The organism is uncultured Ralstonia sp. (assembly GCA_913056305.1).
In the GTDB taxonomy this organism is placed as follows: domain Bacteria; phylum Pseudomonadota; class Gammaproteobacteria; order Burkholderiales; family Burkholderiaceae; genus Ralstonia.
In genome coordinates this window covers 1-13,817 of the sequence record CAJXMR010000122.1, presented here as the reverse complement: position 1 = coordinate 13,817, position 13,817 = coordinate 1, and the positions used below count along the sequence as shown (strand labels likewise).

Here is a 13,817-nt window from a genome sequence, read left to right as displayed (position 1 = left end):
CTCCCACTCATCCTGCTTCTTGGATGCACGGTGGCTCATGTAGTGATGCGCCGCGGCCGAGCCGTTGACGGCCAGCAGCCGAATCGGCACGGTCCAGAGACACATCACGGAGAACACAAATGAATCACGACGCCCCTGGCTACGGCCTCTGGCTGCTTGTCATCATGAACTCGGCGATCTTCATCGTGTTCGCCTTCAGCTTCTTCAAACCTCAGACCTCGCGCGACTGGCGGACCTTCGGCACGTTCGCGGCCTTCATTGTGGCGCTGTTCGTCGAGATGTACGGCTTCCCGCTGACGATCTACCTCCTGTCGGGTTGGCTGAGCGCGAAGTTCCCCGGCGTGAATTTCATGTCGCATGACGCTGGCCACCTGCTGGAGGTGATGTTCGGCTGGCGCGCCAATCCGCATTTCGGGCCGTTCCATCTGCTGAGCGCTATCTTCATCGGCGGTGGCTTTTGGCTATTGTCGGCCGCTTGGGCGGTGCTTTACCACAACCAGCGGAGCCATACGCTGGCGACCACCGGCGCCTACTCCCGTATCCGGCATCCGCAGTATGTGGGCTTCGTTTTGATCATGTTCGGTTTTCTACTGCAGTGGCCGACCATCCTGACACTGCTGATGTTCCCAGTGCTGGTGGTCATGTACGTGCGTTTGGCCATTACGGAAGAGAAGTGGGCGGAGCGCGAATTTGGGGAGGAGTGGGCGCACTATGCGTCGCACACCCCGCGGTTCATCCCGAATTTTGGCGACAAGCAAGCGGATCGCCACCACCACGCATGACAAAAAGGGGGAGGCGATGAAGCTCAGTTTTCACGGTGCGGCCGGCACAGTGACCGGCTCAAAGTATTTGGTGGAGCATCAGGGGCAGCGCCTGCTGGTTGATTGCGGGTTGTTCCAGGGCTACAAGCAGTTGCGATTGCTGAACTGGGAGCCGTTGCCGTTCAGCGCCGCCGACATCGATGCGGTGGTGCTGACACACTCCCATCTGGACCATGCCGGTGCGTTACCGTTGCTCGTGAAACAGGGCTTCCGGGGCCGGATTCTGGCGACGCCCTCGACAATCGAACTATGCGGTCTGCTGTTGCCCGACAGCGGGAGAATCCAGGAGGAGGACGCCGCCTATGCGAACCGGCATCACACCTCCAAGCACGCCACGGCTTTGCCGCTGTACACGGAGGACGACGCACGTCGCGCAATGGAACAGTTGCACCGATTGCCTTTCGACCAGTGTGTGGACGTCGTCCCCGACGTTACGGTGACCTTGCGCCCGGCTGGGCATATTCTCGGCGCGGCCTCGGCCGAACTGACAGCGGGGCAGACGACAGTGCTGTTCTCCGGAGACGTTGGCCGCCCCGACGACCCGGTGATGCGTGCGCCTGCGCCGGCTCCCAAGGCAGACTACATCGTTGTCGAATCGACTTATGGGGACCGGCTACACGAACCGGTACCCAATGCGCAGGCCGTGCTCGGTGAGGCGATTGCTCGCACAGCACACCGTGGCGGCATGGTCGTGATTCCGGCGTTTGCGGTGGGGCGTGCACAGTTGCTGCTGCATTTGATCCACAAGCTGAAGCAACAGGGCGCGATTCCAGACCTGCCTGTTTTTCTCGACAGCCCGATGGCAATAGATGCAACCGAGATCTATCACCGCCATCACGCCGAACATAAGCTGTCGCTCGAAGATTGCCTCGGGATGTACAAAGCTGCGCGCATGATCAGGACCCCGGAGGAATCGCGGGCGCTGGCTGGGCTGGCCCTCCCGGCTGTGATCATCTCGGCCAGCGGCATGGCCACCGGCGGCCGCGTGCTGCACCATCTGAAGCATCTGGCGCCGGACCGGCGCAACACCATCATCCTGGCCGGTTATCAGGCTGGGGGGACACGCGGCGCGCGGCTGCAGGCTGGTGAGCGAAGCCTGCGCATTCACGGTGAGGACGTCGCCGTGCGTGCCGAAGTGATTTCACTGCAGGGCATGTCGGCGCATGCCGATGCAAGCCAATTGATCGAGTGGCTGGGCAGTGCGCCAGCGGCGCCGCGCTCGGTGTTCGTCACCCATGGCGAGCCGGGGCCGGCTGATGCGATGCGCCAGCGCATCGAGCGGGAACTTGGGTGGTCCGCCAGCGTTCCGTTGTTGGGACAGCACGTGGAGTTCGATGTATGAGGAACCCTCGCCACAGGGCAAGTCTTGCCGTGCGTCGGATGGGCATCGAGACGCAGCAGGAATATGTCGTCTACATGCATCGAGACTGCCATGTTTGCCGCTCCGAGGGTTTCGAGGCGCAGACGCGAGTACTGATTAGCCTGAACGGACGCTCGATCATCGCCACGCTGAACGTTGTCGATCCGACCTTGCTGGAGTTGGGGGAGGCGGCGCTTTCGAACAGCGCGTGGCGAGCGCTGGCGCCCGCGCCGGGCGACCGGATCACGATCTCGCATGCCCCGACGCTGGACTCAATGAGCCAGGTGCGGGCGAAGATCTACGGCCACAGGCTCGACGCGTCGGCTCTGGACTCGATCATTAGTGACGTCGCCGCTGGCAGCTACCCTGGGACACATATCGCCGCTTTTCTAAGCGCCTGCGCCGGCGGGCGGATGGATTTGCAGGAGACGATCGATCTGACGCGAGCGATGCTGGCCGCGGGCAAGCGGCTCGACTGGGGGCATGCACCGATCGCGGACAAGCACTGTGTGGGTGGATTGCCGGGAAACCGCACGACGCCGATTGTCGTGTCGATCATCACCGCGGCCGGGCTCACGATGCCGAAGACGTCGTCAAGGGCCATTACCTCGCCGGCTGGCACCGCCGACGTGATCGAAACGATGACGCCGGTGGCGCTCGATTTGGAGCAGATGCGCCGCGTTGTCCAACGCGAGGGCGGCTGCTTTGTCTGGGGAGGCTCGCTGGCGCTCAGCCCGGCCGACGACATGTTGATCCGCGTCGAGCGCCCGCTGGACCTCGACAGCGACGCGCAGCTCGTGGCATCTGTGCTGTCGAAGAAGATCGCTGCCGGCGCTACCCACTCCGTGATCGATGTGCCGGTCGGGCCGACCGCCAAGGTGCGCAGTGACGCAGACTACGAGTGCCTGAAGCAAATGCTGGAGCAGGTAGCGCAGGCCTTTGATTTGCACTTGCAGGTAGTGCGTACGGACGGGACGCAGCCGGTGGGCCGTGGCATTGGTCCCTCACTGGAGGCGCACGACGTGCTGGCAGTCCTTCAGCGTGCCGAGCGCGCGCCCGAGGATCTGAGCGTGCGCGCTGTCGCATTGGCTGGACAACTGTTGGAATTTTGCGGTCACAGCGAGCCGGGTACTGGCGTCTTGGTCGCTCAGCGGTTGCTTGATAGCGGCGCCGCGTGGGCCAAATTCCAGGCGATCTGCAAAGCGCAAGGGGGCTTACGCGAGCCGCAGCGGGCGCGGCTACGCGAGCCTGTGCTGGCCGAACGTGACGGGATGGTACGTGAGATCGACAGCCGGCGGTTGGCTCGCGTGGCCAAGCTCGCCGGGGCACCGAAGGCACCCGCTGCCGGGCTCGAACTGCATGTCAAGCTGGGGGATCGCGTCGAGCGAGGTATGCCGCTGTTCACCGTGCATGCCGAAGCGCTCGGCGAGTTGGACTACGCGTTCGACTACCTGGAGGCTCACCCGCTGATCGATGTGGGAGATTCGAGATGACGCCACTGATTTTTGCCATGCCGGGCAATGAAGCGATGGCAGAGAAGCTGGCTTCGGCGTTGGGCGCAGAGCGCGGGACTACGACGGTGCGGCGCTTTCCGGATGGAGAGTCGTATGTGCGGGTGGAGTCTGCGGTGGAGGGGCGGCGAGTCGCCATCGTCTGCACGCTAGACCGGCCGGACGACAAGCTGATTCCGTTGCTGCTGTTGGCGGCGGCCGCCCGGGAGAACGGTGCGACCGACGTTGGTCTGGTCGCACCTTACCTCGCCTACATGCGACAGGATAGTTGCTTCCAGCCGGGTGAGACGGTGAGTGCACGGCATTTTGCAGCCTGGTTGTCGCGTGGATTTGATTGGCTGGCAACAGTCGATCCCCACTTGCACCGCATCACCAAGTTGTCGCAGGTCTATGTAATCCCAACGCGTCACGTCCACGCGGCGCCGGCTGTGGCGGCATGGCTGCGCGCCCATGTGACACGCCCGGCGCTTGTGGGCCCTGACGAGGAGAGCAACCAATGGGTGGCCGATGTCGCAAGCAGGGCGGACGCGCCCATGGTGGTGCTGCACAAGGTCCGCAAAGGTGACCGGGATGTCGAGGTTTCGGTGCCGGATGTGGAGCGCTGGCGCGACCACACGCCGGTGCTGGTCGATGACATTGTCTCCACCGGTCGCACGATGGCCGAGACCATTGGTCATCTGCGGCGCGCGGGCTTGGCCGCGCCTGTGTGCATCGCGATTCACGCGGTGTTTTCAGGCAACGCGGTTCAGGATTTGGAGTCCACTGGGGCCGGGCTGGTGGTGAGCTGCGACACGGTTGTCCATCCCACCAATGGAATCTCCGTTGCCCCGGACCTAGCGTCCGCGGTTCGTGAACTCATGCAAGACCCCGGGGGTGCCACATGAGTGCCAAGACTCCGCACGTTCACTTCGAGATAGATCTGGCCGGATTTTGCAAAGCCGCGATTCCGATGTCGGGTTGGCGCTTCATCGTGTCAATTGGCGGAGAGGACCGCGACGAGCCATCAACCCAACGGGAGGGCAAGAGATGAACAGCACCAAGGCATTTATTGGCAGCGTTCCTTCGACCGACACCGAGCCGGCGCTACGCATCCTGCGTCGGTTGCTCGCTGGGATGGAGAAGCCGCCCGCACTGCGGCTGTGGAACGACACGCTGCACGGGCACGATACGGCGGTCGATTTCACGTTGGTGGTGCGGGACCCCAGCCTGTTGCGTCAGTTGGTGGTGGCGCGCAGTCCCCTTTTATTGGCTGACGCGTACTTTCGGGGCGTGCTCGACATCGAGGGAGACCTGTACGGCGCGCTCCGGTTGAAGAACCATTTCGAGTCGATCCACTTGTCGTGGCGCGACAAGCTCGCGCTGTTAAAGGACGCGTTAATGCTGCCCGCTCCGGACCTGGGTGAGATCAAACCGGATGCGGGCTTCGCATCCCGGGTCGCCCGGCGCTTCGCGCACCGGCATTCGCGCCACAGCGATCGCGCCGCGATCTCGTTCCACTATGACGTGTCCAACAAGTTCTATGGGTTGTGGCTGGACGAGGAGCGGGTGTACTCCTGCGCCTACTTCGAGCAGCCCTCCGATTCGCTGGACACGGCGCAGCGCAACAAGCTTGAGCACGTTTGCCGCAAGCTGCGCCTGCGGCCCGGCGAACGGCTGCTGGATATCGGCTGCGGCTGGGGGGCGCTCGTATGTTGGGCCGCGCGCGAGCACGGTGTGCACGCCCACGGCATCACCCTAAGCGAGCGACAGCTCGAATACGCCCGCGAGCGCATTCGGATCGAAGGGTTACAGGATCGCGTCACGGTGGAGTTGCGCGATTACCGTGATCTGGAAGGCGAGGGTGTCTACGACAAGGTTTCCAGCATCGGGATGTTCGAGCACGTCGGCCTGCGCAACCTGCCGGCCTACTATGCGGTGGTGCGTCGGATGCTCAAGCCGGGCGGCCTATTCTTGAACCACGGCATCACGCACGACGAGGAAGGGTGGAACAAGACAGCTGCCACCGAGTTCATCAATCGCTATGTATTTCCCGACGGCGAGCTTGATTGCATCAGCAACATCCAACTCGGCATGGAGCGCGCGGGCTTTGAGATCCATGACGTCGAGGGACTGCGCCCGCACTACGCGATGACCTTACGGCACTGGGTGCATCGCCTGGAGGCTCAGCGCGATGCGGCGATCGCTGAAGTTGGAGAAGCCGCCTATCGCGTCTGGCGCCTGTACATGGCGGCCTGCGCGTTGGAGTTCGAGGCCGGTGGCTCCGGCATCTATCAAATCCTGGCGTCCAATCGCCACCCGGGTAAATGGCCTGTGCCGATGACACGGCGTGATCTGTACCGCAGTCGACCGCATTGGGATTGGGGGAACTAGCGCTATGTGCTTTTCCGCGACGGCCAGCTTTGGCTCCGGCACGCTACTGCTGGCAATCGGCACCGTGACGCTGCGTATGGCGCGCTGCCCGGCGGAGCGCCCTTATGCCGCCATCCCATTGCTGTTTGCGATCCAGCAGCTTGTCGAGGGGGTGGTCTGGCTCAGTTTTGGTGGCCCCGCTTGGCTTAACTTTGTTGCTACGCAGGTGTACTCATTTTTCTCCCACGTACTGTGGCCGGTGTACGTCCCCTTAGCGGCATGGCTGCTAGAGCCCCGGGGTCCGCGCCGCCGAGGGTTGTTGGCCTTTGTGGTTATGGGTCTGGCTGTGGGTGCATACCTGTTGTACAGCCTGGTGGTCAACCCGATTCAGGCGCGCCCGATGGCAGGCCATGTGGACTACCAGTCCCCGCATTTCTACATTGTCGCGTCGATGACGCTGTACCTGCTTTCCACGACGGTGAGCCTGTTGCTCTCCAGCCATGTTTGGGTCAAGGTGTTCGGGGCGCTCACGCTGGCCGCTTCGTTCACCGCCTACGTTTTCTATGCCCATTGGTTCATTTCGGTGTGGTGCTTCTTCGCCGCGCTGCTGAGTGGCGCTGTCGCACTGCACTTCATCGCACTGCGTTCGATTCCCCAACAACGGATTCCCTCATGAGCACAACCAACACATTCGAGGTGGCAGGGCTACTATCGCCGCTGGCAGCGCGCGGCGTCGAAAAGCACCTAGCGCAGATGCCGGGCATTGAGCATGTCTCGGTCAACGCGGTGGCCGGATCGGCCACGGTGACGTACGACCAGGGGCGCATTGATCCGGAACGCATCCGGGCGGCAATCCAGGACTGCGGGTACCACTGTGCGGGCGAAATGTTGCCCCGGCACATGTGCGGGCCGATGGAGCATGCTGTGGCGCCGGCACACGCGCACGGCCATATTCAGCACGAGCATCCTGAGCGGCACGTACATGCCGCTGGTGGGCCGGCCACAGCGGAGGCGCCCGTCGCGCACGACCACGCCGCGATGGCTCACGGTGGCATGGATGCAATGGCCCACGAGATGGGCCATGGCCCCGGTATGGATGCCAAGGGGATGGCGCGCGACATGCGCAACCGTTTCTGGGTCTGCCTGGCGTTTACGGTGCCGATCTTCCTGTATGCCCCGATGGGCATGGATTTCATCAAGCTGAAGCCACCGTTCGGCTTGGATTTGGGGCTGTGGCTGTTCCTGCTCGCCACCGCTGCGGTGATCTACCCCGCGTGGCCGTTCTTCGTCGCCGCCGCGCGTGCGTTGCGCAATGGCGTGCTCAACATGGCGGTGTTGGTGGTGCTGAGCGTCGGCACCGGCTACGTCTTCAGTGTCGGCAGCACCTTCATTTTCGGCGGTGCGCAGTTCTATGAGGCTGTGTCGGTGTTGCTGGTGTTCATTCTGCTGGGCCACTGGCTGGAGATGCGCGCGCGCGCAGGAGCGTCGGAAGCCATCCGCGCGCTGATGGATTTGGCCCCGCCAAAGGCCACTGTCTTGCGCGCCGGCAAGGAAGTGACTGTGGCGACCGCCGAAGTGCTGCTCGACGACATCGTCCTGGTGCGTCCTGGCGACAAGATTCCGGTTGACGGCGAGGTGCTCGAGGGCGGTTCTCAGGTGGACGAATCGATGCTCACCGGCGAGTCGATGCCGGTGAAGAAGATGGTGGGCGACAAGGTGATTGGCGCGACGATCAACAAGAGCGGCAGCTTCCGTTATCGTGCGACCAAGGTGGGTGCCGACACCGCGTTGGCGCAGATCGTCAAACTGGTGCAGGAGGCGCAGAATTCCAAAGCGCCAGCGCAGTTGCTGGCCGACCAGGCCTCACAATGGCTGGTCGTGATCGCCTTCCTGATCGGTGTGGCCACTTTCGCTGTCTGGTACTTCGTGCTCGGGCAGCCGGTACTGCTGGCACTGACACTCACGATCACGGTGTTTGTGATTGCCTGCCCAGATGCACTGGGGTTGGCGACGCCGATGGCGGTGATGGTGGGTACCGGCCTGGGCGCGATGAACGGCATCTTGTTCAAGAATGCTGCGGCGCTGGAGGACGCGACACGGCTAAATGTGGTGATCTTCGACAAGACCGGCACCCTGACGCTTGGCGAGCCGGAAGTGGTCGATATAGCGGTGGCCCGGGACGTAACGCCAGACGACCTGCTGCGCGTTTCAGGCTCGGTCGAAAAGCTCTCCGAACACCCGCTTGCGGTCGCGATCCTCAAGCGTGCCGGCGCACTGGCCTCCGAAGCGGTGACGGATTTCACCAACATCGATGGGCAGGGCACGCAGGCGGTGGTGGCCGGTCGGCTGGCCCTGCTCGGTAATCGGCGGTTGATGGAGGCCAATGGCGTTGACCTTGGCGCGCTCAAGGCAGATGCCGACCGTCTGCAGGGCCAAGGCCGCACCGTGGTGCACGTCGCACACGGCGGTCGCCTGATCGGTTTGATCGCGATCGCCGACGCAGTGAGGCCGTCTTCGGCCGAGACGATCAAGGCACTGCATGGCCGCGGGGTGCAGGTCGCAATGCTAACCGGTGACAACCGTTCGACCGCTGAGCGCATTGCGAAGGAATTGGGCATCGACATCGTGCTGGCCGACGTGCTGCCGGGCGACAAGGCCGCAAAGGTCAAGGAACTGCAGGGGCAGGGCAAGAAGGTCGGCATGGTGGGCGATGGCGTCAATGATGCTCCGGCGCTGACGCAAGCCGACGTGGGCTTCGCGATCGGTGCGGGCACCGATGTCGCGATGGAGAGTGCCGATGTGGTCCTGATGAAAAGCGATCCGCTGGATGTGGTCGGTGCGATTGAACTGTCCCGCGCGACCTTGCGAAAGATGCATCAGAACCTGTGGTGGGCGGTCGCCTATAACGTAGTGGCGTTCCCGTTGGCGGCCGGCGTACTCTACCCATTCACGATCAGCCCCGAGGTGGCGGCGATTACCATGTCGGGCAGCTCTGCGCTAGTGGCGATTAACGCGCTAATGCTCAAGCGAACCCGGCTGACTGGAATCCGACGCGCAAGCGCGGCGACGGTCCACAACGGCGTGACCGCTCCGGTGGCCGCTCACGGCGCGGGCTGAAGGCATCATGCTTAATCAATCGTCCGCCACTCCCGCACCCCTCGATGCGCGGGCCGTCAGGCCAGCGTTGGTCGTGCTGCTTGCTCTGGTATTTGTTGTCTCTCTCGGCTATGGAGTCGGGCTGCCGTTGCTGCAGTTGTATCTGGCGCAGTACCTGCCTGGTGCGACGCGGCAAACGCTGGCGTGGCACGTTGGCATGCTGGGAGGAATCTACACGCTCGCGCTGTTCATCTTTGCGCCGTGGTGGGGCCGCCAGTCGGATCATCGTGGGCGGGCGGCGGCGCTGACTACCGGCTTCGCTATGTTTGTGCTGGGAACCGCGATGGTCGCGCTAATACCCAGTCTCATGGCGATCTATGGCGGTCGATTGATCGCCGGGGCGGGGGCAGCGGCTATCGTGCCCGGTGCCCAGGCCTATGTGACCGACATCAGCAATACCGAGGACAGGAGTCGGCGCTTTGTGCTGATCGGTAGTGCATCGTTCGTTGGCTTTCTCGCGGGCCCCGCGTTCGGTAGTTGGCTTGCCGGGCCGCTGATGGGCATGCCTGCAGGCCAGATGCCCAGTATGGTCAACTGGCCCGCGTTGGTGGTCGCATCGGTCGGACTGCCACTTCTGTTGGCGGTTCGCCGCTGCCTGAGCACGACCAAGCCGATCTTGCTCGACAGCGGCTCGGTGCAGATGACCCGGCAGCGCAAGCGCTTCGTTGCTGTATCGATGCTGTTAGCCCTGCTGGCGTCCTTTGCCGCAGGTACCTTCGAAGTCGGCTTCAGCCTGTTTGGTGGCCAGACACTGCGCCTACCCAACTCGATGATTGCGGTGATGTTTGTCACGTGCAGCCTGGCGATGCTCGCCGCGCAGGCTTTGCTGCTGCTTCCGGCAGTGCGCAAGCATATCGACCATCGCTGGGTTGCCGGCGCATTTGCCGGCTCAGCGGTGGCACTGGGCTTTGCCGCACTGGTGCCCGATGCCGCCGCGCTTGGGCTGCTAATCGCCGTGGTGGCTACCGGCGTCGGCATGATTGGACCGGTGCTGTCTTATGAGTTGCTGGAAGGTGACCGTAGTTTCGCTGGGTCGCTGTTGGCAAGGCAGGCAGCCGCAGGCAACCTGGGGCAGGCACTAGGTTCGGTGAGTGCCGGTACCCTGTTTGGATGGAATACGTTCGCTCCATTTTGGGCAGCGGCGGCTGTGTTGCTGCTTGGTAGTGTGGCTGCACTGCGTTGGTGGGGCGCGGCGCGGCAGGCTGAACGTCAGCCAGAGCAGCGCAGCTTTCAAGCAGAAGGAGAAAGGCAGACGAGGGAAGGGCGGGGCGCATGAACAACAATGAAAATTCCTCGTGCTATGTGCGCGCATTGTGCTTTTGAGGCCGCTTTCCAATGGCAGCGCACCGAACCGGCAATTCGTGGATGGTGTAACACGTGACGGCGGATGTGACCTATCAGCGCCATTTGCTCCTTCCAATTGAACTGGGGTTCAAAGCCGTTATTGCATAGCTCGACAGGCTTGCGCGCATTCCTCACACGCACGTGCGCAAGTTTGACAGTGGTCGTGTGCATGCTTCGCGCACTCTGCGCCGCATTTCTGACAGATGGTTGCGCATAATACGCAAACGGCTTTGGCTTGGCTGCTGCCGCGTGCCATATAACCAACGGCAGTCTGGCACAACTCCGCGCAATCGAGATCCAGGCGAATACAGTCGGCAAGTTCCGCCGGGCTTGGCTCGTTGAGGCAAGCCACAGCACAGTGCAAGCATGTGACCTGACACGCGTTACAGGCGTCGAGACATTCTTGATAGGTTTGGTGAGACATCGTCGTTCTCCTGGGTGGTTGGCGTACCGACATGGCATGCGCACCCACGAGAAAGCAAGGACGGCGCCTTGTGCCAAAGAGGCGGGGCACGTTGAGTCGCAAATGGCCAGATCTGTCCGAACCGTAATCGGACCGCCATGTGGCGGTCATGTGCGCTTTCCGCCAGTGGCCCATGGTGAACCGAAGTGTTCGCGCTCTCGGCGGAATGCGGTCGGCACGTGGAGACGCGCGTGCGCCACGACGACCACAAGGCCATGTCGCGGGGGTGTGCCGGATCGCATTGGGCAGCAAATCACCAACGTAGCAGCGCCACAGCAAAGTGGTCTAGAACTAGCCTCTGGTGGACGGTGTCGAGCCGGTGCCGAACCCGTACACCTCTATGCGTCGTGACATCACCCAGCGGGCGCTACCGCGCGCACCAACAACTTCGGTACGCATTGCCATATCGTGCTGTTTTGGGACACCGATTACCATCTCATCGCACGCTAGTTGCTCGTGGGTGGTCTGACCTGCATCAACAGGCTCCGTGTGCAACGACTTAAGCTAAATGCACATTCCCAAGAAACGGAGGTGCGCCATGTCCGCAAGTCGCCGCGCATTGCGAGGCTCAGTCACCGTCCTGTTCGCGATTCTGAGCGAGATCGCTCTCGGCCATCCAAAGCTGGTTTCATCGAGACCAGCGAACAATTCTGAAGTGGCCGCCCCAAAGCGAATCGAATTGAGATTTTCAGAGGAACTTGTATTCCCGCCTTCGGGAGGTAATCTAGTTATGGCGTGGCTGCCGGGCCGGGCGCTTCACGGGCCGATGAAGATTCCGGCTGAAGTATCGCGTGGCGGAGACGCCAAGACGGTCGTTATTCAGCCGACTCAACCTCTCATGGCTGGTTCCTATCGCGTTGACTGGCAAGCGGTCTCATCCGATGGGCATCCTGTCAATGGCAGGATCGTATTCCGAGTACGATGAAGCGCCGATCCTCATCGTTTGAGTCCATCGGAGTGGCGCGCGAAACCGGCGGCTGTTTCGGTTTGCGACCCAAAATGCCCGCCAAGCCCGGCTTGGCAGTAGTCGCCGCAGTGTGCAAAGAACTATACAGACAATATTGCGGCATCGATGCAACGCGGTAGGCGGATAGAGAACCGTGTGCGCCCGTCAATGCGCGCAACGGTGATGGTGCCGCCGTGCGCCGCAACGATCGCTTTGGTGATGGCCAAGCCAAGGCCGGCACTTTCCGACTCGGGCCGCGCGCGCGATTTGTCCGCCCGGAAAAAGCGCTCGAAGATAAATGGCAGCAGCTGCGGCGCGATCTCGCTGCCGTCGTTGTCTACCGAAACCGTCATGCCGTCGCGATCATCACTGACCGAGACGACCACGCGGCCATGTCGCGGGGTGTGCCGGATGGCGTTGGAGAGCAGGTTGCTCAACGCACGGCGCAGCATGAGCCGGTCTCCTGTGACGTGTCCATCGCCCCGCGTTTCGAGCAGGACAGCCTTGTCTTCTGCAAGCGCGTCATAGAAATCGAACAACGCGCGGATTTCGTCAGCGATGCGGATGTCTTCGGCGCTTGGCAGCGTCAGGCTGTGCTCCATCTTGGCGAGGTACAGCATGTCGGACACCATGCGTGCCAGGCGCTGCAGTTCCTCCGCATTGGAGGTCAGCACATCGCGATACTTCGTGGCCTCGCGCGGCTGGGATAGCACGACCTCCGTCTGCGTGAGCAGGTTCGTGATAGGCGTACGCAGTTCATGGGCGATGTCGGTCGAGAAGTCCGACAAGCGGCGGAAATCGTTCTGCAGGCGCTCCAACATGCCGTTCAGGGTCGCGGCAAGGTCCGCCACTTCGACTGGCACGGTATCAACAGGCATGCGTTCATCGAGCTTGTCGGCAGTCACCGTGCGCGCCCGCGAGGCCATGGTGCGCAAAGGCGCCAGTCCGGCATCCTTGTCGCGGCCGATCGGGCGCCGACCGATTCACAAAATGCCGCTACGTGCTCATCTCCGTAGTTGGCCAGGTCGCGGCCCGTCTCGCGAAGGTAGCGCAGGAACTTCTCGAACATCGCCTGATGCTGGGCACGCGAGCGTGCAGAGAAGTGCTGGCCGTCGACGCCTTCGGCCTCCCGCTCCTGCCAATCAGCGTAAGCGCGTTCCGGATTGTTCAGCCAAAGTGTGTCCATCGCAATTTACGGCCTGCTATATACTGAAGTACAGCTTCGACCACATCTCGGCTTCGCCGAAACCCCGCCTCCACAGGGGAGGGCATATGTCTTCTTGGACCAAGCTAGCCGCGAAGAAGCCCTTGTCAACGAGAAGGCGGTGCCGGCGCCCACGTCATTCGGCAGCCAGATCACATTAGGCGGTCAGAAACTCTTCGATCTGGCGGCCAGCACTCAGATGGGCAACCAGCCATCCCGGCCTCTTGCCACGTCCCGTCCAGGAATTACCCGCCTCATCCCGGTATTTGGCCGGGGGCTTGCTTCTCGCCGTGCCATCGCCCTTGAAGCCGAGATCCAATGCCGTGAGCCCGTACAGATCGATCTTCTCGCGAATATCCACGATTGCCGCTTGCATTTCCTGCTGCCTGAGAGCGTCAGCTTCCTTCTGGAGGGCGGCAATCTGTTTGACGATGTCTTTGTAGCTGGTCATGGAAGGTCGGTTCCTGGGCAATCAGGTGCCGATTCAAGCACAGATTGCGGCCGCGCGTCACGTGGACGCAGCATTCGCAATGAAACCGCATTTGTGCACTATGGATCACATAACAAGTATTATGTTAAGTAACGGCCCGGTGCGAACTTCCCAATGCGGGGTAGTCGTCCTTTTGGTGCAAAATCTTACGGTTTCGCTTGGATTCTCCCGTC

General features: G+C 62.3%; 12 protein-coding genes and 1 pseudogene. 10 read left to right on the top strand and 3 right to left on the bottom strand.

The window, feature by feature from the left end:
* The first annotated feature begins 119 nt into the window (after window positions 1–119).
* The 8 genes from QZ609_RS17445 to QZ609_RS17410 all read left to right on the top strand — a co-directional run bounded on the left by QZ609_RS17445 (window position 120) and on the right by QZ609_RS17410 (window position 10,473).
* On the top strand, window positions 120–782 hold the full coding sequence (locus tag QZ609_RS17445; protein ID WP_295497440.1) for an isoprenylcysteine carboxylmethyltransferase family protein: 663 nt from the start codon (window positions 120–122) through the stop codon (window positions 780–782).
* Between the two features lie 16 nt (window positions 783–798).
* On the top strand, window positions 799–2,163 hold the full coding sequence (locus tag QZ609_RS17440) for an MBL fold metallo-hydrolase (protein ID WP_004635157.1): 1,365 nt from the start codon (window positions 799–801) through the stop codon (window positions 2,161–2,163).
* Window positions 2,160–3,674 (top strand): thymidine phosphorylase family protein, encoded by a 1,515-nt coding sequence (locus QZ609_RS17435; RefSeq protein WP_004635154.1) that lies wholly within the window; start codon window positions 2,160–2,162, stop codon window positions 3,672–3,674. The genes QZ609_RS17440 and QZ609_RS17435 overlap by 4 nt, the downstream gene beginning before the upstream one ends.
* On the top strand, window positions 3,671–4,576 hold the full coding sequence (locus QZ609_RS17430) for a ribose-phosphate pyrophosphokinase (RefSeq protein WP_004635153.1): 906 nt from the start codon (window positions 3,671–3,673) through the stop codon (window positions 4,574–4,576). The genes QZ609_RS17435 and QZ609_RS17430 overlap by 4 nt, the downstream gene beginning before the upstream one ends.
* 142 nt (window positions 4,577–4,718) lie before the next feature.
* Window positions 4,719–6,062 (top strand): cyclopropane-fatty-acyl-phospholipid synthase family protein, encoded by a 1,344-nt coding sequence (locus tag QZ609_RS17425; protein ID WP_004635147.1) that lies wholly within the window; start codon window positions 4,719–4,721, stop codon window positions 6,060–6,062.
* A gap of 4 nt (window positions 6,063–6,066) precedes the next feature.
* A complete protein-coding gene (locus QZ609_RS17420) occupies window positions 6,067–6,717 on the top strand; it encodes a DUF6629 family protein (protein WP_004635145.1) in 651 nt (216 codons plus the stop codon).
* Window positions 6,714–9,158 (top strand): cation-translocating P-type ATPase, encoded by a 2,445-nt coding sequence (locus QZ609_RS17415; RefSeq protein WP_004635142.1) that lies wholly within the window; start codon window positions 6,714–6,716, stop codon window positions 9,156–9,158. The genes QZ609_RS17420 and QZ609_RS17415 overlap by 4 nt, the downstream gene beginning before the upstream one ends.
* 7 nt (window positions 9,159–9,165) lie before the next feature.
* Window positions 9,166–10,473 carry an MFS transporter gene (locus QZ609_RS17410; RefSeq protein WP_004635140.1) on the top strand — a complete coding sequence of 436 codons (1,308 nt, stop codon included), beginning with the start codon at window positions 9,166–9,168 and terminating at the stop codon, window positions 10,471–10,473.
* Window positions 10,474–10,638: 165 nt separating this feature from the next.
* On the opposite strand, the gene QZ609_RS17405 is transcribed toward QZ609_RS17410, so the two are convergent.
* Window positions 10,639–10,965: a four-helix bundle copper-binding protein gene (locus QZ609_RS17405; protein WP_012435756.1), complete on the bottom strand. Its 327-nt coding sequence runs from the start codon at window positions 10,963–10,965 to the stop codon at window positions 10,639–10,641.
* 577 nt (window positions 10,966–11,542) lie between these two features.
* Here QZ609_RS17405 and copC point away from each other — a divergent pair.
* Window positions 11,543–11,929: a copper homeostasis periplasmic binding protein CopC gene (gene copC, locus QZ609_RS17400; protein WP_009277764.1), complete on the top strand. Its 387-nt coding sequence runs from the start codon at window positions 11,543–11,545 to the stop codon at window positions 11,927–11,929.
* A 122-nt stretch (window positions 11,930–12,051) separates the two neighbouring features.
* Here copC and QZ609_RS17395 read toward each other — a convergent pair.
* Both QZ609_RS17395 and QZ609_RS17390 read right to left on the bottom strand, forming a co-directional pair.
* Window positions 12,052–12,914, bottom strand: a pseudogene (locus tag QZ609_RS17395) (heavy metal sensor histidine kinase); the annotation flags it as partial.
* 397 nt (window positions 12,915–13,311) lie between these two features.
* Window positions 13,312–13,605 (bottom strand): H-NS histone family protein, encoded by a 294-nt coding sequence (locus QZ609_RS17390; RefSeq protein WP_004635133.1) that lies wholly within the window; start codon window positions 13,603–13,605, stop codon window positions 13,312–13,314.
* Here QZ609_RS17390 and QZ609_RS17385 point away from each other — a divergent pair.
* The coding region (locus QZ609_RS17385) for a hypothetical protein (protein WP_295497430.1) at window positions 13,604–13,817 on the top strand (214 nt) is incomplete at its 3' end. The two genes, QZ609_RS17390 and QZ609_RS17385, sit on opposite strands and share 2 nt — an antisense overlap.